At 41.5% G+C, this 19,791-nt stretch carries 18 protein-coding genes; 12 read left to right on the forward strand and 6 right to left on the reverse strand.

Annotation, left to right across the window (positions count from 1 at the left end; all coding sequences use genetic code 11):
* Positions 1 to 18 precede the first annotated feature (18 nt).
* Positions 19 to 1,359 carry a copper amine oxidase gene (locus ACRYKC_RS16205; RefSeq protein ID WP_433808187.1) on the forward strand — a complete coding sequence of 447 codons (1,341 nt, stop codon included), beginning with the start codon at positions 19 to 21 and terminating at the stop codon, positions 1,357 to 1,359.
* Positions 1,360 to 1,440: 81 nt separating this feature from the next.
* A complete protein-coding gene (locus ACRYKC_RS16210; protein WP_433808189.1) occupies positions 1,441 to 2,427 on the forward strand; it encodes a class F sortase in 987 nt (328 codons plus the stop codon).
* Between the two features lie 189 nt (positions 2,428 to 2,616).
* Here the strand turns inward: ACRYKC_RS16210 and ACRYKC_RS16215 are convergent, their stop codons facing one another.
* The 3 genes from ACRYKC_RS16215 to ACRYKC_RS16225 form a co-directional block, all read right to left on the reverse strand.
* Complete coding sequence (locus ACRYKC_RS16215) at positions 2,617 to 2,976, reverse strand: PilZ domain-containing protein (RefSeq protein ID WP_433808191.1); 360 nt, start codon at positions 2,974 to 2,976, stop codon at positions 2,617 to 2,619.
* 105 nt (positions 2,977 to 3,081) lie between these two features.
* A complete protein-coding gene (locus tag ACRYKC_RS16220; protein WP_433808193.1) occupies positions 3,082 to 4,806 on the reverse strand; it encodes an ABC transporter ATP-binding protein in 1,725 nt (574 codons plus the stop codon).
* Positions 4,799 to 5,518 carry a CBS domain-containing protein gene (locus ACRYKC_RS16225; protein ID WP_433808363.1) on the reverse strand — a complete coding sequence of 240 codons (720 nt, stop codon included), beginning with the start codon at positions 5,516 to 5,518 and terminating at the stop codon, positions 4,799 to 4,801. Before ACRYKC_RS16225 ends, ACRYKC_RS16220 begins: the two co-directional genes overlap by 8 nt.
* 254 nt (positions 5,519 to 5,772) lie before the next feature.
* Here ACRYKC_RS16225 and ACRYKC_RS16230 point away from each other — a divergent pair, with 254 nt between their 5' ends.
* Positions 5,773 to 6,102, forward strand: coding sequence for a helix-turn-helix domain-containing protein (locus ACRYKC_RS16230; protein ID WP_433808195.1), 330 nt, complete (start codon positions 5,773 to 5,775; stop codon positions 6,100 to 6,102).
* Positions 6,103 to 6,159: 57 nt separating this feature from the next.
* On the opposite strand, the gene ACRYKC_RS16235 is transcribed toward ACRYKC_RS16230, so the two are convergent.
* Entirely contained in the window at positions 6,160 to 6,918 is a 759-nt protein-coding gene (locus ACRYKC_RS16235; RefSeq protein ID WP_433808197.1) for a sugar phosphate isomerase/epimerase family protein, read from the reverse strand.
* A gap of 203 nt (positions 6,919 to 7,121) precedes the next feature.
* Between ACRYKC_RS16235 and ACRYKC_RS16240 the strand changes: the two genes are divergently transcribed.
* Positions 7,122 to 7,301: a hypothetical protein gene (locus ACRYKC_RS16240; protein ID WP_433808199.1), complete on the forward strand. Its 180-nt coding sequence runs from the start codon at positions 7,122 to 7,124 to the stop codon at positions 7,299 to 7,301.
* Positions 7,302 to 7,391: 90 nt separating this feature from the next.
* Positions 7,392 to 7,574 carry a hypothetical protein gene (locus tag ACRYKC_RS16245; protein WP_433808201.1) on the forward strand — a complete coding sequence of 61 codons (183 nt, stop codon included), beginning with the start codon at positions 7,392 to 7,394 and terminating at the stop codon, positions 7,572 to 7,574.
* Positions 7,575 to 7,847: 273 nt separating this feature from the next.
* On the opposite strand, the gene ACRYKC_RS16250 is transcribed toward ACRYKC_RS16245, so the two are convergent.
* On the reverse strand, positions 7,848 to 8,276 hold the full coding sequence (locus tag ACRYKC_RS16250) for an Hsp20/alpha crystallin family protein (protein ID WP_433808203.1): 429 nt from the start codon (positions 8,274 to 8,276) through the stop codon (positions 7,848 to 7,850).
* Between the two features lie 294 nt (positions 8,277 to 8,570).
* Here ACRYKC_RS16250 and ACRYKC_RS16255 point away from each other — a divergent pair, with 294 nt between their 5' ends.
* The 5 genes from ACRYKC_RS16255 to ACRYKC_RS16275 all read left to right on the forward strand — a co-directional run bounded on the left by ACRYKC_RS16255 (position 8,571) and on the right by ACRYKC_RS16275 (position 15,089).
* On the forward strand, positions 8,571 to 9,290 hold the full coding sequence (locus ACRYKC_RS16255; RefSeq protein ID WP_433808205.1) for a ThuA domain-containing protein: 720 nt from the start codon (positions 8,571 to 8,573) through the stop codon (positions 9,288 to 9,290).
* Between the two features lie 17 nt (positions 9,291 to 9,307).
* On the forward strand, positions 9,308 to 10,348 hold the full coding sequence (locus tag ACRYKC_RS16260; protein WP_433808207.1) for a Gfo/Idh/MocA family protein: 1,041 nt from the start codon (positions 9,308 to 9,310) through the stop codon (positions 10,346 to 10,348).
* Positions 10,345 to 11,388, forward strand: coding sequence for a Gfo/Idh/MocA family protein (locus tag ACRYKC_RS16265; RefSeq protein ID WP_433808209.1), 1,044 nt, complete (start codon positions 10,345 to 10,347; stop codon positions 11,386 to 11,388). The genes ACRYKC_RS16260 and ACRYKC_RS16265 overlap by 4 nt, the downstream gene beginning before the upstream one ends.
* A 16-nt stretch (positions 11,389 to 11,404) precedes the next feature.
* Positions 11,405 to 12,373, forward strand: coding sequence for a sugar phosphate isomerase/epimerase family protein (locus ACRYKC_RS16270; protein WP_433808211.1), 969 nt, complete (start codon positions 11,405 to 11,407; stop codon positions 12,371 to 12,373).
* 328 nt (positions 12,374 to 12,701) lie between these two features.
* Positions 12,702 to 15,089: an immune inhibitor A domain-containing protein gene (locus ACRYKC_RS16275; protein ID WP_433808213.1), complete on the forward strand. Its 2,388-nt coding sequence runs from the start codon at positions 12,702 to 12,704 to the stop codon at positions 15,087 to 15,089.
* Between the two features lie 430 nt (positions 15,090 to 15,519).
* On the opposite strand, the gene ACRYKC_RS16280 is transcribed toward ACRYKC_RS16275, so the two are convergent.
* The gene (locus ACRYKC_RS16280) at positions 15,520 to 17,595 is read right to left on the reverse strand and encodes a 5'-nucleotidase C-terminal domain-containing protein (RefSeq protein WP_433808365.1); all 2,076 of its coding nucleotides are present in this window, start codon (positions 17,593 to 17,595) and stop codon (positions 15,520 to 15,522) included.
* A gap of 241 nt (positions 17,596 to 17,836) precedes the next feature.
* Here ACRYKC_RS16280 and ACRYKC_RS16285 point away from each other — a divergent pair, with 241 nt between their 5' ends.
* Together ACRYKC_RS16285 and ACRYKC_RS16290 are read left to right on the forward strand one after the other, a co-directional pair.
* Positions 17,837 to 18,871, forward strand: a complete 1,035-nt coding sequence (locus ACRYKC_RS16285) for an S-layer homology domain-containing protein (RefSeq protein ID WP_433808215.1) — start codon at positions 17,837 to 17,839, stop codon at positions 18,869 to 18,871.
* A 266-nt stretch (positions 18,872 to 19,137) separates the two neighbouring features.
* Positions 19,138 to 19,788 (forward strand): sigma-70 family RNA polymerase sigma factor, encoded by a 651-nt coding sequence (locus ACRYKC_RS16290; RefSeq protein ID WP_433808217.1) that lies wholly within the window; start codon positions 19,138 to 19,140, stop codon positions 19,786 to 19,788.
* The last annotated feature ends 3 nt before the right edge of the window (positions 19,789 to 19,791 follow it).

Below are 19,791 nucleotides of genomic sequence, written 5' to 3' on the forward strand. Positions count from 1 at the left end.
ATCACTTTAGCAAAATACATGAATCAATCAAAAGGAGATGAAAGCGTGGAGACAGTGAAGAGAGTATTTGTTTTGTTGATGGTCATCATGGTAATCATCCCGTCTATAGCCATGGCTGAGGACCATAAAGAAGCAACAGTGGAAACACCAGCGGCTGATTTACGTGCAGACTTAGACAAGCTGCTATCGGAACACTTCGTTTTAGCAACGATGTTTATGATGAAGTCTTATGAGGATACCGAGGATGCGAAAGAAGTATGGAATAAGCTCGACCAAAATGCGAAAGACATGACTACAGCAATCGCTTCGGTTTATGGAGAAGAAGCAGCTGCGCAGTTTGAAGAATTGTTCCGTTCACATAATGACTACTCTGATCGTTTTGTAGAAGCTCGGCAAGAAGCAGAAAAAGAAGTGGAAGAGTTCGTGAATGAATTTGGTTCATTTCTAGCAAAAGCAACAGAAGGAAGACTATCTGAAAAAGCAGCAAAAGAAGCATTAGCTGCTCATGAGCAAGACGTCATTGATGTGTTTGACCATTATGTGAATGAAGAATATCAAAAAGCATATCAGTCGTTCAGAGATGGATTCAACCGTATGTTCGACATCAGTAAGGTTCTATCTACAGCAATGGCAGCACAAATGCCCGATAAATTCGAAAATACAAAAGCGGATTCCAAAGCGGCTGATCTGCGATCAAACTTGAATGCATTGGCTTCTGAACACTTTGCTCTTGCAACGCTAGAAATGCAGAAAGGTTTTAACCAGGCCCCTGATTATGATTTTGTAACATGGGCTGAGAACCAGCACACCGCAGATTTCAAAGCAGTCATCCAGTCTCTTTATGGAGAAGAAGGTGCGGCTGAGTTTGAAAAGGTGTGGCAGCAAAATCACATCAATGCTCAGACTAACGTAGTTACAGCTGCACTTGAAGAAAACCAAGAACTTCGTATGAAAGCAGAAGGCAGCCTTAATACTTTTGCGGGGGATTTTGGAGCATTTTTAGCAAAGGCAACCGATGAGAATTTGCCTCAAGAAACAGCCTCAGAAGCGGTTTGGAGTCATGAAAAGGATGTATTACAGACCTTCGATCACTATGTAGAAGGAGATTATGAAGCCACTTACGATTCTTTCCGTGAAGGATATGGTTATATGTTTGGTATTGGAGAAACCTTGGGAGACGCGATTGCCAAACAAATGCCTGATAAATTCGGTGTTGAAATGATGCCAGAATCTATGCCTGATACAGGACTTGGTGGAATGAACGATACTCCATCTGTTTCTAAGTGGATATGGATGGCCTTTGGGTCTTTAGCTCTCTTGACAGGAGCGGTCCTTTACAGGAAAAAGTCTCATCTTTAAAAGGGAGTCCATGCGGAAGAAGAGAGGGTGCCTCTCTTCTTCGGTGTTTGAAAATATGTAACAAGTAGAAGGTGATGGGCAATGGAGAGAAAATGGAAGATCTATTTTACCGTTGTGGGCTTGATTTCCCTTCTTATGGTCGGTTATGAAACGAATGTATGGGCTCACCTAACCGACTCTTCAAAGAAGACGGATGTGGTTCGTGTAGAAAACCCTGAGAATGAATCTGTAAATCTTGTACCAGAACAAAAAGTAGAGGAGCAAGAGGAAGAGGTACTTGATGGAGAGTTTACGGTCATTAACAAAAACAAAAATATGAATTCAGCAGAGGTAGTAAAAAATAAAAAACAAAAAAGAAGCGGAATAACTCCTCGTCGCATCAAGATTCCATCGATCGATGTGGACGCATCGATCGAGTCGGTCGGAGTGTTAGATAACGGGGAAATGGGAGTACCAGATGATCCTGACAAAGCAGGCTGGTTTGAACCAGGAACTGAGCCTGGAAGCCAAGGGAATTCGGTGATCGCAGGTCATGTGGATAGCCGGACTGGGCCAGCTGTGTTTTACGATTTAACACAGGTGGGAGCAGGTGATGAAATCGTCGTCTATGATCAAGAAGGTAATGAAAAAACCTATATAGTAGAGAAATTAGAAAGTTACCCTCAAACCAATTCCCCGATTGAAAAAATCTTTGGGAGAACTGATGAAAAGCGTTTGAATCTTATCACGTGTACTGGGGAGTTTATCAGGGATCAAGGAGGGCACCAGGATAGGCTTGTTGTCTATTCGAAGCTAAAAGAACCAAAAGTGACAATTGATTCGCCAACAAACGTTGAAGTAAACGGGACTTTCGTGACATGGCATGCAGTCAGGAAAGACTACGTAGCAGGATATCGGGTTTATCGAAGTGCTGATGGTGAAAACTTCAAAAAAGTGGCGAGTATATCTGCCCACGAGCGCAAGACTCATTCAGATCCTGACGCTTCGCAATACACCTATTACGTCACAACCGTCGACTTAGAAGGACGCGAATCTGCACCTTCTTCAAGAGCTTCATCAGAAGGATAATCATGGATCCTCAGGTCATCCATATTCTGGATGACCTGAGGTGTATATAGAAATAGCCCCTCTAAACAAATCCATCATATTGAATTCAAGTCTTCAGTAATAGGAGGCTAATACTATAAAAAGAAAACTTTATTACTAAAGAAAAAGAAGATTGAGGAATATAAAAAGAGCCTCCAAACATGGAGACTCTTAACCAAGAATTTTATTCGAATCGTTCATTGAATCACCCAGCTGATAGATAATAGCCTGCATGCGCTCAGGAAATTCATAAACATGAATACCGCATGTCAAGCAATCCTCATCTGTCTTCAACCAAATCACTCTGCCCTCCGCAGAGAATGTTTCATTTTTATAAATAAAGGTCAAAATTAATTCATCCTTCATAGAAAGGCTTGGATTCGCATCACAGGAAAAACGCAGTCCGTTCAAGCTGATATCCTTCACTTGTAAAGCTCCAGCGACCTGCCGATTCAACTTTTTATTGTAAAAACCGGGTAACGGAGTCAAAAAGGTATAACGGAATGGTTCGTTCCTTCTTTCTCGCAGCATATCCATACTCCTTTAACTAATAGTCGTTAGTTTTATCATAAACTGTGAATCGCTTTCACACAAGAATTAATTGAGTAATCATTCAGAAAAATAAGAATACACCCTTTAGGTGAGGACTTGCTGGTCAACAAGGTGACGATACATAGAATTCTGCTGATAGAGCGTATCATGCGTTCCTTCACCTGTGATTTTGCCTCTCTCCAATACAATCATGCGATCGGATTCAATTACGGTCGATAACCGGTGAGCAATGATAAAGGTTGTCCTTCCCTTCATGAGTACACGAAGAGCCCCCTGTACGGCTGCTTCAGACTCAGAGTCCAGGTTTGACGTTGCTTCATCCAATAATAAGAAATCAGGGTTTCTTAAGAGCGCACGGGCGATTGCAATTCTCTGTCTTTGTCCCCCGGATAGTTTTACTCCGCGTTCACCAACCAGCGTCTCCATACGGTCAGGTAGTTCCATAACAAAAGTATAAGCATTGGCTTGCTTTAATGCCTTTTCTATTTCCGGTTCTCTAACTTCACGATGAACACCGTAGCAAATGTTGTCTCTGATGGAACCAGCCATGATCGGGCTCTCCTGTGAAACGTAGCCAATCGATTGCCGCCAGCGATCGAGCTTGATATCTGAAATCGATATGTTCCCGACAGTGATATATCCTGAAGTCGGAGAGTAAAAACGTTCAATTAAAGAGAATATAGTCGTCTTTCCAGCACCGCTCGGGCCAACTATGGCAACGGTTTCTCCTGGTTCCACTGAAAAATTTAAATTATAAAGGATGGAATGATCTGGGTCATATCCGAAACTTACATGATGAAAAGACAAAGGTTCTTTTCGGAATTCATAGGGTTGGTCAAAAGGTTCTGTAGGTTTCGATAGCATACCTTGAATTCTTTCTGTTGCTCCCATTGCTTTTTGAAAGGCAGTCATAAAAGTAGCCAGTTGACTGAAAGGTACCACGATTTGGAACATGTAGATAATGATTGCTACAAGGGATCCTGCACTCAAGGCTCCTGATGCGACCCGAACACCCCCGTACCCGATCAAGATAACGAGAACGACCATAATGATGGTTGTCATAAAAGGGGAGATGACAGCTTGAATTTTTGCTTCTTTCAGTCCATATGTAAATAATTGTGAAATTCCGTTTCGCCCTTTTTTGTTCTCGGCAATTTCAGCATTTGAAGATTTGACTAATCGGATTTCACTGAGGACACGACCAAGGTTAGCACTGAAGTCTGCCATTTCATCTTGCATCTGTTTTGAAACTTTGTACATTTTGCGTCCTAGTGGCAGGATGATGAGAAAAGCAATAGGAACAGCTAGAAGCATGATCAGCGTCATACGCCAATCAATGGTTAATAGGATGATTACAGCTCCAATAATTGAAATGATGCCAGTAACAAATGACACGAGGTGGTTTGTGATCAAGTTTTTTACTGTGTTTGTATCCTGAGTAATTCTGCTCATCGTTTCTCCTGATTCGTGTTCGTCAAAATAACTGATCGGCAAATGCAGGACCTTTCCCCAAAGTTCTCTTCGTATAAATGAAACGATGTGTTCTCCGATATAAGCGAGAAGGTAATAGGAAAAACCGCTGGAGACGGTTTGAATAATGAACGTACCTGCTAAAAAAAGGACTAGTCCTGTGCTTATTGCGCCTGTCGATAGTTGATCAACTAGGTTTCTTGTAAATAGCGGAACGACAAGACTAGCACCTGTCTCAAGCAAGCTTAATAACAGCGCGATGACAATGAGTCCTTTAGCTGGAAGTCCACCCTTAACAAATGTGAAAAAACCTTTAATAGATGTGGACCCTTCACTCATCCCGATTCCTCCGATCAACCTTAATCAGATCCCAAGTGGTAACAATTCCAATTGGAAGCTCATCAGCTTCACCTGATTCCGTAAGAATGACCGCTTTTAATTTGCGTTCGTCTTCTAGACTTTTTTCAAAACGCTCTTCCAGGTCAAATACGGTACCGGTCGCTGCTAGAAATTCGACATCCGGAATCAGCTCGCTTGAAATCAGTTCTTTTGCTTTAACTTCGCTAAGATCAATGACACCATCCTGAACAGATCTCGAAATATAACGGACCACACCATCATTCGTAAGCAGACCTATGAATTCACGCTCATCCGAGTAAATAGGAAATTGCGAAATACCATGTTGATCAAAAGCCTCCATCACATGGACAAGTGGAGTGTCTTCCTTATAAAATAGAACGGGGCGTGTGGCGAATTCTATGGCTAATGGAGGTTTTTCAAGGATTTGTTTTATTCGTTCCAGTTCTTCAACAACTTTCTCATGCGGTGTTGCAATATAATAATCACCGCTCGTTTTTTCATGAACGATCGCATTTCGTAACTTGGCATATTGCTTAAGCTGGTCGAAATGTACTCGAATGACGCTATGTTTTAATTTAGATCTTTGCAGAAGCTCAACAAAGTTATCATTTTTCGGATAACCATTTAGTTCTTTTAAATGTTGGTGGATTTGATTAAAAGTAATTTCAAAACGTCCTACCATATCGATCATAACTTTCACCCAATTCTTCGTTTACTCCTAGTATATCTGATCTACTTAGGACTCACACATTATTGGTTTTTATTGTTTAACTTTTAGCCGTCACGGTCCGATGAATAATAATAGGGACTAAACAATCACCCACTAGATAGATTGGAGTATACATTAAAGAACATATGTAGGACTAAATGATAAAATTTGTGCTTTAAATAGAACGAATACACAAAATATGCTATACTCATAATACCAAGAAAGAAGGTGAGAATATGATCGGTGAACGCATAAAAAAAATACGTAAAGACCGACATATGTCGCTATCTGAGCTAGCTGAACGGGCAGGGGTAGCTAAATCATACCTGAGTTCAATCGAGCGGAATATCCAGACCAACCCATCCATCCAGTTTTTGGAGAAGATATCAAATGAACTAGGTGTAACAATGAATTTTCTCCTTCATGGTGAGTCAGAGACAAAGGATGAAACTCTTGATGAGGACTGGTTGGAACTCGTACAAGAGGCTATGAACTCGGGAGTATCTAAAGATCAATTCCGCGAGTATTTGGAATTCAACAAGTGGAGAATACATCAAAATAAATAATGATAAAAAATGCCTGACTTTCAACTGAAAGTCAGGCATTTTTATTTATATAAGAATTTACTTAAGATTAGGAAGTTTATCTTTCAAATAATTCATGCTGATTTCTAAACTTTCGAATGGCGAAAGACGGCTTTCATCTTGTTCTACAATCCACCATTGAACTTTGCTTTTCTCCCCACGGTTTAGAACTTTATCCAAATCAACTCCGCCGGTACCAAGCTCTGCAAAGAATTGTTCTTTATCCGTGGTCATATCCTTCAGATGGACTAAAGGGGTTCTTCCTTCATAACGTTCCATCCATGTCACAGGCTCTTCCTCCGCTTTTTGCAGCCAATAAATATCAAATTCTGCTTTCACATGGTCAGGCTCAGTATCTTCAAGAATTTTATCTAGCGCAGTCCTGCCATCAGAGAGTCGTTCTAATTCAAAGTCGTGGTTGTGATAACAAAGCGTAAGGCCTTCTTCTCGGCACTTCTTACCGATTTCTTCAAGGTCTTTAACGAGTTCAGTATAATCTTCTTCTGTTCGTTCCGTTATGTAAGGACACACGATATATTGACTGCCAATGGTTTTTTGATCCTTAATCACTTGGTCAAGGTTCGTTTTCAAGTCGTCTAAAGGCACATGGCTCGAAGCGGCTTTCAAATTAAGTTGATCTAACAAATCTCTAACTTCCGCTGCTGATAATCCTCCAAAACCTGCAAACTCAACTCCGTCAAATCCGAGTTCAGCTACTTTTTCTAAAGTGCCTGAAAAGTCTTCTGCGGTTTCATTTCTTAACGTGTACATTTGAACAGCAACCGGTATGGACGTCATCTATTCTCATCTCCCTTTCAACCATTTGCTCCATTATATAACATAGTTGGAGTTTTATCGTGTGTAACCCTTTAGTTGTTAAAAAATCCATAGGTGAAAATAGCGGTATAGAGCCAGTCTCAAGCACAAAAAAAGCATTTTACAAGGACGACTTTTTCTCTAACACCGATTATATTTTTAGTAAGAAGAGAGGAGTGAGAGACTTGTCCAATTATCAAGTTCTGTTAAAGGAAATCAACGATAAAGTAGCTGTGTGCTGGCACTGCAGGACGGAGCTAACGGATGGCGAGAAGGTGACTTTGAAACGTGAGCGAACGATTCAAATTCATCTCTGTTACCAATGCTATGACCATCTACTGACGGAGGAAAGAACAGAAACCTGAAGAGTTCAGGATTCCTCGTTGTTTTTAACATTTAATACGGATGGTTTACACACCAAAAAGAAGCCATAGCAGTAGGAACATTGATTTGTGATGCACTTTAACCACATCATCCGTGATGAATATACGCCAATTGAAAGAGGGAGTAAAGGAGACGGAACAGCAAATGGAAAAGGACAAGGAGAATCTGGAGCTGCCTTTTCCATTTGCTGTGTTCCAGCATTTATTCCATCCATTCAGAGAGCGTTTCACCTTTTGGTAAGGGAGCATATCTAAAAATAATTAGAAAACATGTTCAGTAAGAGTATTCTATTGAGAAGGAGCTAAAGCTTTTACAAGAGGCTTTCCCAGGAGATATAGAGGAGAAGAAAGACGGTAGTCATGGTGAAGTGAATGATTCAACGTCTATATTATTAAAATTCGACTGCCACCGGGCGTTTCGGTGGAAGCGGTCCGTATTACTCTAAAACATAATGAATTTTTTATAGATGGAGTAGAAGAAGGAAGATAAGTGGTCCCATTGGCAAATGAAGAAGAAATCAACGTCCATTATTGATCGTGAATACGTACAACAATTTCTTCTTCAGCCATTTTAGTAATTTTGATGATTAGGACTCCATGTTGCAGAGAAGTTTGAATATTTTCAGATGTGAAGTGAAAAGGAACGGTAATGATGCGTTTAAACTTCCCTTTTAGACGTTCACTATGAATCAATTCCTTCTCGGGTATGGGATACGGATAATTGAGCTCTCCTTTGACAATAAGGCGAGTTCCTTGTTGAGAGAGATGTACGGTATCATTTGTGGTAAAACCAGGTAAGTCAATAAAGATCACGCCCTCTTTTTCCGTTTCAAAATAATCATAAGCCGGTCCTCTCTTAGGAATAACATGCTGCATTTCATTCCAAAAGTCCTCACCTAGAACTTTTTCCACATTTTCAGAGAAAGCTTCCCAATTAATATTTGTTTTATTCTTCATTCCACTCACCTCTTCCTTCTCATCTTATGTAAGGGACGAGGCCTTCATGTTTAGGACCATAAGTCTTGAAAAAATTTGTCAGAATTTATTATTGTACTTGCTATAGAAGGATGTTAGTATTTACATAACTTGTAGATTTATAGACTTTTGTGCAAACGCATTCATGTTGAGGTGAACAAATCCGTTTAAAGGATTTACAGCAAGAAGATATTTTTTTGAGGATTTTTGAAATCGATTTCAAAAAGATCACGACGCATGTATCTTAATGAAAAACACAGATGGGGGAGAATGAGAATGAACGTACTGGTTTGGAACGAGAACCGTCATGAACAAGAAAATCAAGTCGTACGAGATTTATATCCAGAAGGGATTCACGGGGCAATCGCGAACTTTCTAAGTGAGGATCATGAGAATGTAAAAACAGCGACTCTTGATGAGGAAGAGCACGGGCTGACGGATGAAGTCTTAGCTGAAACAGATGTCCTCGTTTGGTGGGGCCACATGGCTCATGATGAGGTTAAGGAGGAAGTAGCTGAAAAAGTGAAGCAGCGCGTCCTTGAGGGGATGGGACTTGTAGTGCTGCACTCTGCTCATTTTTCAAAAATCTTCAAGAAATTGATGGGTACGACTTGTGACTTAAAATGGCGTGAAGCTGATGAGAAAGAGCGTCTATGGGTCGTTGATCCAAGTCATCCAATCACAGAAGGAATTGGGGAATACATCGAGATTGAAAAAGAAGAAATGTATGGTGAACACTTTGATATCCCAACACCGGAAGAGTTGGTTTTTGTCAGCTGGTTTGAGGGTGGAGAAGTATTCAGAAGTGGAGCTACTTTCCGCAGAGGAAAAGGGAAAATCTTTTACTTCCGCCCTGGTCACGAAACATACCCGACTTATTACAACAAAGAAGTGCAGACAGTAATCCGCAATGGTGTGAAATGGGTGAATAATACTCAAACGCCTACCCCTGTTTATGGTAATGCGAAACCTTTAGAAACGATTACTACTAAATAATAAGGAGTTGTTTTTGGATGACAAAATTGAAAATTGCTGTTATTGGCTGCGGAAGCATCGCTCAACACCGACATCTTTTAGAGTATAAATCGAACGAAGAGGTGGAAATTACAGCCGTGTGTGACATTGTAGAAGAACGGGTAGAAGCCATTGCCCAGCTATATGCCGCAAAAGCTTACACAGATTACGAAGAACTTCTCGAAGCTGAGAATGTTGACGCTGTCAGTGTCTGCCTCCCGAACTATTTGCATGCACCAGTTTCTATTGCTGCCCTGAATGCAGGCTGCCACGTGTTGTGCGAAAAACCAATGGCTACTTCCAGAGAAGAAGCTGAGCAAATGATTCAAGCTGCTGAGAAGAACGGTAAAAAACTGATGATCGCTCATAACCAGCGCTTTGTCCCTTCCCACGTTAAAGCGAAGGAATTGATCGAAACTGGAGCGATTGGAAAAGTGTACAGTTTCCGCACAGCATTTGGCCACGGAGGCCCTGAAGGCTGGAGTGCAGATGGAGAAAACAGCTGGTTCTTTAAGAAACAACAAGCCTTTATTGGTGCTATGGGAGACCTTGGAGTACATAAAGCAGACTTACTCCGTTATATTCTTGGACAAGAATTCGTAGACGTTGCCGGTTTTATTGAAAACAATGCTAAAGAAAACATCACAGTAGATGATAATGCGGTTTGCATTCTTCGTACAGCGAACGGCACTGTCGGGACAATGGCAGCGAGCTGGGCGTATAACCCTGCAGAAGATAACTCCACCATCATCTATGGTGAAAAAGGAACATTAAGACTTGAAGATGATCCCGTTTATTCCCTTGTTGCACAGTATACAAATGGTGATGTCGTGAACTACGAACTCGGAAAAATTCAGTCTAATGATGAAGGCGGGCAAAGTGATTCCCATGTGATCGATCATTTTGTAGACTGCATTTTAAACGATAAACAGCCATTAATAGATGGAGAAGAAGGTCTTAAATCTCTAGAGGTTATCCTGGGTGCTCTTCAATCAGGGGAAACGCGAAAAATCAGCAGTTTGGAAGGCATTACAAAATGACACGTTTGAAAATGGGCGTGATTGGAGTTGGGGGGATTGCTCAAGACCGGCATATCCCATCCTTCAAGCGTCTTAGTGACACAGTTGAATTGACTGCGGTCCAAGATGTAAACGAAGAACGTGCTCAAGAAGTAGCAAAGAGATTCGAAATTCCTCATGCATTTAGCGATTATGAAGACCTATTCAAACAGGTGGACGCAGTGACGATCTGTACACCGAATAAATTTCATTCAAGCATTGCTGTTGCTGCCCTTGAAGCAGGCTGCCATGTTCTTTGTGAAAAGCCGATGGCGATCACTTCACAAGAATGCCAGGAAATGATCGATGCTGCCGATAGAAATGACCGCTTATTGTCGATTGCTTATCATTTCCGGTACTCACCTGAGGCTCAATTAGCTAAAAAAGCAATGGATCATCAAGAAATTGGTGACCCTCTTGTAACAAGGGTACAAGCGATGCGCAGGCGAAAAGTTCCGGGCTGGGGTGTATTTACCAACAAAGACTTACAGGGTGGAGGCAGCTTGATCGACTTTGGCTGCCACCTTCTTGATCTTGCGCTTTGGCTGCTTGATGATCCTGAGCCTGTAGAAGTGATGGGGAAAGCTTACAATCGGCTAAGTAAGACACCAGATCAAGTGAACGATTGGGGAGCTTTCGACCATGAAACATTCAATGTCGATGACCATGTCACAAGCTACATTACCTTCTCTAATGGCTTGTCCATGCAGTTTGAATGCTCATGGGCTGCCAACATCAAAGAAGACCACACCACTCTTAGCATCTCGGGTGTGGACGGTGGTCTTAGTGTGTATCCATTTGAGCTTTATCAGGCTAAATACGGAGCTCTTTGGGACAGTTCTGCGAAAATCAGAGAAGGTGAGCCTGACGCTGGTCTTGTACAAGCAAAAAACTTTGTCGATAGCTGCTTAGGACAGGATGAATTGATTGTGAAACCCGAACAGGCCATGAAAGTCACTCAATTAATTGAAGCCATTTATAAGAGCAGTGACACAGGGAAGAGTGTGACATTTACAAAATAGAATGGAGGAACTCGGAATGAAACTTGGTGTATTTACCGTACTATTTTCTGATAAATCGTTTGAAGAAATGCTGGATCATGTGAAAGAAGCTGGTTTGAAAGCAGTAGAAATCGGAACTGGCGGCTATCCTGGAAATGCTCATTGCAATGTCGATGAATTGCTTGAAAGTGAGGATTTGCGTAAGGAATACTTAGACAAAGTCCATTCGCGTGGTCTTACAATCAGCGCATTCAGCTGCCACGGAAATCCGATTTCCCCTGACGAAGACTTCGCAAAAGAATCCCATGATGCTTTTGTAAAAACCGTAAAATTAGCCAGTCTGATGGATGTGCCTGTCGTTAACACATTCTCTGGAACACCTGGTGGATTCGAAGGGGACAAAGCCCCTAACTGGCCTGTAACTCCATGGCCTCCAGAGTACTCAGAAACACTCGACTGGCAATGGATTGAAAAGCTGATTCCTTATTGGAAAGAGCAAGGGGAATTCGCTCAAGCTCATGGGGTGAAAGTCGGCTTGGAATTACACGCAGGCTTCCTTGTTCATACTCCTTACACGATGTTGAAGCTTCGTGAAGCAACAAATGAAGCGATCGGTGCAAACCTGGATCCGAGTCATCTATGGTGGCAAGGAATCGACCCTGTAGCTGCAATAAAAATTCTTGGAAATGCAGATGCCATCCACCATTTCCACGCTAAAGACACATACATTGATCAAGAGAACGTCAATATGTATGGCCTTACAGATATGCAGCCTTATGGGAATGTGAAAACCCGCGCATGGAGCTTCCGTTCAGTCGGTTATGGCCATGGAACGAAAGAATGGTCGAATATCATTAGTGCGCTTCGGACTTATGGTTATGATCATGTGGTCAGCATCGAACATGAAGATCCGATCATGTCGATTAATGAAGGGTTCAATCAAGCAGTAAAAAACCTCAAGTCGGTTTTGATTGAGGAACCAGCCACTGAAATGTGGTGGGCATAAATACCTAATACCTCCAAAAGACCTAAGACGCACTTTTCTTAGGTCTTTTTTTCTTTCTAATGAAAACTCTCCCTTTCATAAATTAGGTCTATAATCCCTCTATTACAATAAACTGGTTAATTTTTCACAGGTGAATTTTAGTGTGTTTTTGCATTTATTTCGTGAACCGAAAGAACCAAATCACACTTTAACGCTTTAAACTCCCCTTTAGTCTATATGCTTTATTTTTTAGAAAATTACAAATTTCGAATTGATTATTCTGTAAATTTTGATAAATTAGTACTTGCAGCATAGTTTTTTACAAAATTAAGTAAAGGGGAGAAAGTCTTTGAAAAAAACCGGTAAAATATTAACCTCTGCTCTGGCGCTCGCACTGACAGTCGGGCCTATAAGCACAAGTGCCGTGGAGAAGTCTTTAGAACCATATAAAGACTTACATAAGTCTCATGCTCATTCTGAAACGGGGTCACCATTTGATCTGGCGATTGCCAACGATGAGCGATTAATTGAAATGCTGAAAGAGAATGGGAAAATCGCTGAGGATGCAACTCAAGCGGAAGCTGAAAAAGGATTAAACAAATACCTGAAAGCGAAGTCTGAATCAGCTAAGAAAGAATCAGGCGAGTTATCAGATGAAGAGAAAGATAATAAAGCTAAACTTCAAGAAGCAATGAATGAAAATAGCCTAAAAAATGGTAAAGGGAATAAATTAGGACAGGCTGATACGCCTGATGGAATAGAAGAAGAAGCTTATGATGGTGAAATGCGAACCGACAAAGTACTCGTCCTGTTGATCGATTATCCAGACAAACCTCATAACTCATTGAGCGCGGATGAAACCGACATGTACTATGAAGGTGAAGATGCGTATTCTAGTGAACACTATCAGGACATGCTATTTGGTGATGGCGGCTGGACTGGTCCAGACGGTAAGAACTATGTATCTATGAAACAATATTATGAGCAGCAGTCTGGTGGAAGCTACTCTGTTGAAGGAGAAGTTGCAGGGTGGTACACAGCTGACAATCCGGCAGCCGATTACGGTGCCAACGACCCTCAGCCCGATGGTAACGATGTAAATGCACGGGGACTAGTTAAAGAAGCTTTGGCTAAAGCTGCTGCGGATCCAGAGGTTAATATTGCCGATTACGACAAGTGGGATCGCTATGATTTAGATGGCGATGGAAACTACCTTGAAGCAGACGGTCTTGTCGACCACTTAATGGTTATTCACTCTGGTGTTGGTGAAGAAGCTGGAGGTGGATCATTAGGATCGGACGCAATTTGGTCTCACCGATGGAATCTTGGAGGAGTGACAACACTTCCAGGCACTGAAGCATCGGTTCCTTACTGGGGTGGTCAAATGGCGGCCTATGATTACACGATTGAGCCAGAAGATGGAGCGGTCGGAGTTATGGCTCATGAATTCGGTCACGATCTTGGGCTTCCAGATGAATATGATACGCAGTATTCTGGTGCTGGTGAGCCGGTAAGCTACTGGTCTATCATGTCAAGCGGAAGCTGGGCTGGAGATATCCCAGGAACAATGCCGACAGGGTTCAGCCCATACATGAAGGAAATGTTGCAAGCTTCTGCAGTTGTAGATAACGAAGGGACAGAAGGAAACTGGTTATCTGGGGAAGAATTAGACCTTAAAGATATTACTAGTGAGGGTTCTGAATTCCTGCTAGATGAAGCGGTGACTAAAGGTACGAACCAGGATGTAGTGAAAGTGAATCTTCCACAAAAAGAGACAGTGATCAATGAGCCGGCTAGCGGTGAGTATGAATACTTCTCTGGAAGCGCAGATGACTTGCACAATTACCTTACTACAACGGTTGATTTGACGAACGCTACATCTGCCGAGTTTAATTTCAAAGCCTGGTATGATATCGAAACAGATTGGGATTACGCGTATGTAACTGTAAACGGTGAGCCAGTTGCAAGCGATATCACAACAAATGAAAATCCTCATGATTCTAACTTGGGGAATGGAATTACTGGTTCTTCTGACGGCTGGATCGATGCTTCCTTTGACCTTTCTGCTTATGCGGGACAAGAAGTTGAAGTAGCGATTGAATATGTTACGGATGCAGCTGTTTCTAACCCAGGTTTATATGCTGATGATCTTTCAATCGTTGTAGATGGAGAAGAAGTTGTATTTGATGACGCAGAAGGTGAGCCTAAATTCAATCTTGATGGATTTACGAAGAATGATGGTATCAAACGTTCTGATCACTACTACCTGCTTGAATGGCGCAGTCACAACGGTGTCGATGAAGGTCTTGCAAACATCCGCCGTGGTGACAGCTTGATGACATTCGACGATGGTCTTGTCGTCTGGTATGTAGATAAACAATACTCTGAAAACTGGACAGGCATTCACCCTGGAGACGGTTTTGTTGGAGTTGTTGATGCTGATCAGCACACGAACTACTGGAGTGATGGAGCAGTTGCTTCTACTCGCTACCAGGTACACGATGCAGCATTTAGCTTAGATAAGACAGAAAAAATGTTCTTGGATTATTCAAATATTTCAGGAATAACTCTTAAAGATAACTATACGAAGCGTACACCACTTTTCGATGACAGCCAAAACTACTTAAATGAAGGTCTAGTTGACGCTGGTCGTAATGTACCAGAGTACGGATTGAAGTTCCGTGTTACTGGTGAAAGTGAAGATGGTACAGTTGGTAAAGTTATGATTTTCAAATAAGTGAGAGTAAAAGTCCCTGCTTTGCAGGGGCTTTTTCTATTGGATTTTGCAGCAATCAGGAGTGCTACGCTTAAAATGAGGTATTTACTTTTTAGGTAAGAAGGCAGTAAAACTTAACTACTTACAACTTGGTAAAAAGCTTGCAACCCTACAGCCCTATAGTCCAAATATATTTATTCTCTATTTTTATACGCCTCAGGTTGAGTGATTAATGAAGGACCCAAATCACTCATGTTTTTCGGGGGAGTCAGAAGGAAAGTGTGGTACTTTTGTACAAGTTTAATAATTAAAAGCGGGAATTTTCATCTGATCCTCTTTCTAAATAATTGGAAGATTACCAATTTAAAACACAAATAAATCAACAAAAATGTTTTAACAGACCAAAGAAAAGAGGCTTTCCCACATTGGGAAAGCCTCTGCTAAATCTAAGTTATTTTACCTTTTGCAAGAACAAATCGATCACTTTAGCACTTTGTTGACGTGTAGCCTCACCAAATGGTTCAAAAGTAGTTTCATTGTGACCTTGCATGAATCCAAGGGAGTAGACATCTTGAATCGCATCAAGCGCTTCGCGGTCAACATTGCCAAGGTCTGTGAATGGCAAATCGTTCGTACCGCCGACTGTTGTGCCTGTTTGTTTTTCATAAGCACGTTTGATCATCAGCGCCATTTCGTCACGGTCTACTTCCATATTTGGACGGAACGTATTGTCTTCATGTCCTTTAACTAATCCGTGTTCATAAGCAGCATTGATTGCTTCTTGCATGTCTTCTCTTACATATTTCAAATCAGAGAAAGGAGCTTCTTCTGTCGCTTCTAAGTCTAGACCACGTACAAGCATCGCAGCGAATTGTAGGCGGGTCAAAGTCTTCTTAGGTCCAAACATGTCTTCAGTCATGCCATTAACGATACCATGTCCGTAAAGACGTTCGATGTGATCATATCCCCAGTTATCACGACTTACATCGTTAAAAGGAAGGTGGATATTTACTCTGTTCTCATCGCCCATATTGATTGGAGAATTGTCTTTGATATAGCTTTTCATGATCTCTTCAAGCGCATCGTATTCATTCACTAATTCTGTACCAGGGAACATATCGTAGTCGTCTCCACCGGCAGCTAGGAAGTCATTCGTTGCAACGGTGTATTCTTTGTTGAGGTCAACTTTCTCACCTTGAATCATTAAATCTTTTACACGGTTTCCTTTTTCAGCTCTAGGATCGATCGAAAACGTCATTCCTGCTACGTGCGGGAAAGCACCTTTTGTTGCTGGATAATCGCTGACTCCATGCTCAAGGGCATCTTTAACTGTCTGTCCTGTCATTTTCTTCGTTACAAGGTAGTTGCCGAATGGAGAAACATTGATGATTTCTCCAAGTGTGATTTCACCTTTATCGATGGAAGCACGGATTCCGCCTCCGTTTGTAATAGCAAGGTCAGCTCCTGATTCAGCAAGCATGGCGTTTGTAATCAAGTTTCCAAGGTTTGTTTCACTTGTGCGTACAGAGCTGCGTTCTCCGTTAAGGATTACTTCTGAGCTTCCTACGACTTCTGACATGATTTCATCCTGCTCAGCTTCAATATCAGTGATGACATCTTCCATTTCTGGATCTTTGTTAGTATCAGCAGCTTGTTCTTTTGTGATACGAGTTGGGGTAATGTTAGTCAAATTCTTATCTGCATCAAATTCAAGCTCAACGATACCAAGGTTCTTCGTATATTCTCCTGCACTGACGATCATTGTATTAGTTCCGTTATCAGCTGTATGATCAACCGTATGGCTGTGGCCATCGACGATCAAGTCGATGCCTTCTACGTTGTCAGCAAGCTTGATGGATGTTTCAGTACTGGAAGCATCCGTACCCAGGTGTGTAAGAGCGATAACCATGTCAACGTTATCTTCTTCACGAAGTTTTTTGACCATGGCTTTTCCTTCGTCAACAATATTTGTGAATTCAAGTCCTGTAATGTTGTTTGGATTCGTTTTGTAGGTAGTTTCTGGAGTGGTTAGACCAAAGACGCCGATCTTAACGCCATCAACCTCTTTAATGAAATGAGTGTCTAAAAATTGGTTGTTTGTATCTTTGTGGCGGATGTTTGCGCTGATCACTGGGAAGTTAGCCATATCTCTCAGTTCAAGCAGACGATCCTGGCCGTAGTTGAAGTCGTGATTTCCAGCAGCCATTCCGTCATACTCAAGCTGATTCATAATATCAACGATACTTGAACCTTCTTCCAGTGTAGCGAAAGGAGTTCCGTGGAAGGTATCACCTGCATCCAAAAGCAGGGTGTTCGGGTTTTCAGCTTGAATATCCTCTGCCAAAGTAGCTAGTTTAGAGAATCCCATACCGTCATAGGCACCTTCAAATACACGACCATGAGAATCATTGGTATGTAGGATCGTGATTTTTGTGTTCGCAGCGGCTTGTACAAAACTCGTAGATGTACTAAAGGCGGTGAAGGCCAAAAGCATGACAAATAAAGCCAATGCACTTTTTTTAAACATGTGCACGAAAAATTCCTCCTTGATGTAGTTTTAGTTTTTTCCAACATTTTTATTATAATCTATGAAATCGATTCAAAGCACTAAAATAATAGATAATTTTACAAAATAATTACAGAATTTAATAAACTTCTTAAAAAGATTAGTAGATTTAATGAACACCCTCAATAGGGAATTGACTTCTTCGAATAGAATATATAAAACTAGTAGTATAGAAATTATTTCAAACGAGGAGGAATAATCATTGAAATTCATAGGGTCGACGATTTTTTCTTTAGCTCTCATGCTTTCTGTTTTTACTGGGACGGTAAGTGCATCAAGCACCTTCCAGGACGTCGATCAAGTTCCTTGGGCAGTCGAGGAAATTGAATACTTACATGATCAAGGCATTGTTCAGGGATATGGGGATGGGCGATTTGGACCCGAGGATAACATTACTCGCGCTCAGGCAGCGTTAATGCTTGTCAATGCTCTGTATCCAAACGAACAAGCAAACCAGGTACCAGCGTTCAGTGATGTATCTGGAGACAATTTTTATGCGAATGCCATTGCTCTAGCCAATGAAAAAGGGCTGATTAATGGGTATCCGAATGGAACTTTCAAGCCTTCTGAAGCGATTACAAGAGCGGAAGCTGCTGTGATCATCGATAATGCCTACGGTGTAGAAAGAGCAGGCGAAGCGGTGGAGTTCAGCGATGTGGCATCCATAAAATGGGCGAAAGGATCCGTACTTGATTTATCGTCTCAGCAAATTATTAACGGATATCCTGACGGAACATTCAGACCTGCTCAAAGTGTTAATCGAGCTGAGTTTTCCGTAATGTTAGCAGCAACTATGGATCAATCGTTTATTAAACAAGAAGAGCAATCCTCTGATGCAGATGATCAAGAGGTAACGTCATTTGAAAAACAAGTGGTTGTACTGACTAACGAAGAAAGAACTAGCAGAGGTTTGGAACCGCTGACAATCGATACAGAATTATCGAAGGTTGCTGAAGAGAAATCCCGGGACATGATTAATAAAGGGTATTTTGCACATGAATCTCCAACGTACGGCTCACCGTTTGACATGATGGGCGAATTTGGAATTACTTACGAGAGTGCCGCTGAAAATATCGCAGCAGGCATGCAGACTCCAGAGGGAGTAGTCAATGCGTGGATGGATAGTCCAGGACATAAAATGAATATATTAGATCCTGATTTGACACATATCGGGATTGGTCATGTGGAAGGTGGAGGTTACGGCCACTACTGGACACAAATGTTTATACAGAAATAAATGATCTACTGCTGAGGGACTTCCTCAGCAGTTTTTTTCTGAGATGGGAAAGGGGATATCAGGGTATAGTAATGAATAATAAGATATGGAAGGAGTGTCACATGTCTGAGCCGAATTTTTATAAAGGGTGCTTGTGGGGGACACTGATTTCAATTCCATTATGGATCATCGGATTTTTGTCAGCATGGAAAATATTTAAATAACCCCTATCTTTTTTTACTTCTTAACCGTTTATAAGGGTGAGAGGTTTGGAAAGGAGTAGAGCAATGAACCGGTTAACCGTTTTAAAAACTAAAAGCAATCACAAACTTCCGGAAAATTGGTGGGAGAATCTACAGCGGTATGGACTTTTTTTATCAAAGAATAAGTGGGATGGAGAAGACCTGGCACAAGAAGCCATCGTAAAGGCACTTCTAAAGTACCCACAGGATGAATGGTCGCTTGCGCTATTGAAAAAAGTGACCTATCACACATGGGTTGATCAAGTGCGCAAACGAGAAAAAGAAGAACTCCATGAATCTGTCAGTGAGTCGAAAACAAACACAGACAGTCCTTCTAATGAAGAAGTGCTCGATCAATTACTGACTCAGCTTACAGCCAAGCAGGCCGTCACGTTTTTCTTGAAGGAAGTCTTCCTCTATAAGTCCCGTGAATTGGCTGATTACCTCGGCATGAGTGAAGAAGCTGTAAAAGATACCCTGCATAGAGCAAGGCGCAGACTTCAATCTGAAGGAATACGCTCGATCCAGCCGATGGACGAAGAGGATTATGAAGTCCTTTATCCACTCTTCAGAAACGCTTTGATAACGAATGATCCTTCCCGGTTGTTAAAAATGGCTCCATTGCTCAAAGGATTCACTTCTACTCGAAGCCTTTCCAAAAAACAAAGCTTCTCTCCTATGTGCGTAGCTGCTTAGGAT

The sequence above is a fragment of the Halobacillus sp. A1-3 genome, from assembly GCF_050971765.1.
GTDB lineage: Bacteria > Bacillota > Bacilli > Bacillales > Halobacillaceae > Halobacillus > Halobacillus mangrovi_B.

Bases quoted from the DNA above. Each gene is read 5' to 3' on its own strand.
- ACRYKC_RS16265 (WP_433808209.1), top strand. From the start codon at position 10,345: ATGACACGTTTGAAAATGGGCGTGATTGGAGTTGGGGGGATTGCTCAA.
- ACRYKC_RS16220 (WP_433808193.1), bottom strand. From the start codon at position 4,806: ATGAGTGAAGGGTCCACATCTATTAAAGGTTTTTTCACATTTGTTAAG.
- ACRYKC_RS16250 (WP_433808203.1), bottom strand. From the start codon at position 8,276: ATGAAGAATAAAACAAATATTAATTGGGAAGCTTTCTCTGAAAATGTG.
- ACRYKC_RS16260 (WP_433808207.1), top strand. From the start codon at position 9,308: ATGACAAAATTGAAAATTGCTGTTATTGGCTGCGGAAGCATCGCTCAA.
- ACRYKC_RS16225 (WP_433808363.1), bottom strand. From the start codon at position 5,518: ATGATCGATATGGTAGGACGTTTTGAAATTACTTTTAATCAAATCCAC.
- ACRYKC_RS16205 (WP_433808187.1), top strand. From the start codon at position 19: ATGAATCAATCAAAAGGAGATGAAAGCGTGGAGACAGTGAAGAGAGTA.
- ACRYKC_RS16245 (WP_433808201.1), top strand. From the start codon at position 7,392: ATGCACTTTAACCACATCATCCGTGATGAATATACGCCAATTGAAAGA.
- ACRYKC_RS16230 (WP_433808195.1), top strand. From the start codon at position 5,773: ATGATCGGTGAACGCATAAAAAAAATACGTAAAGACCGACATATGTCG.
- ACRYKC_RS16235 (WP_433808197.1), bottom strand. From the start codon at position 6,918: ATGACGTCCATACCGGTTGCTGTTCAAATGTACACGTTAAGAAATGAA.
- ACRYKC_RS16280 (WP_433808365.1), bottom strand. From the start codon at position 17,595: ATGTTTAAAAAAAGTGCATTGGCTTTATTTGTCATGCTTTTGGCCTTC.
- ACRYKC_RS16215 (WP_433808191.1), bottom strand. From the start codon at position 2,976: ATGCTGCGAGAAAGAAGGAACGAACCATTCCGTTATACCTTTTTGACT.
- ACRYKC_RS16270 (WP_433808211.1), top strand. From the start codon at position 11,405: ATGAAACTTGGTGTATTTACCGTACTATTTTCTGATAAATCGTTTGAA.
- ACRYKC_RS16210 (WP_433808189.1), top strand. From the start codon at position 1,441: ATGGAGAGAAAATGGAAGATCTATTTTACCGTTGTGGGCTTGATTTCC.
- ACRYKC_RS16255 (WP_433808205.1), top strand. From the start codon at position 8,571: ATGAACGTACTGGTTTGGAACGAGAACCGTCATGAACAAGAAAATCAA.
- ACRYKC_RS16290 (WP_433808217.1), top strand. From the start codon at position 19,138: ATGAACCGGTTAACCGTTTTAAAAACTAAAAGCAATCACAAACTTCCG.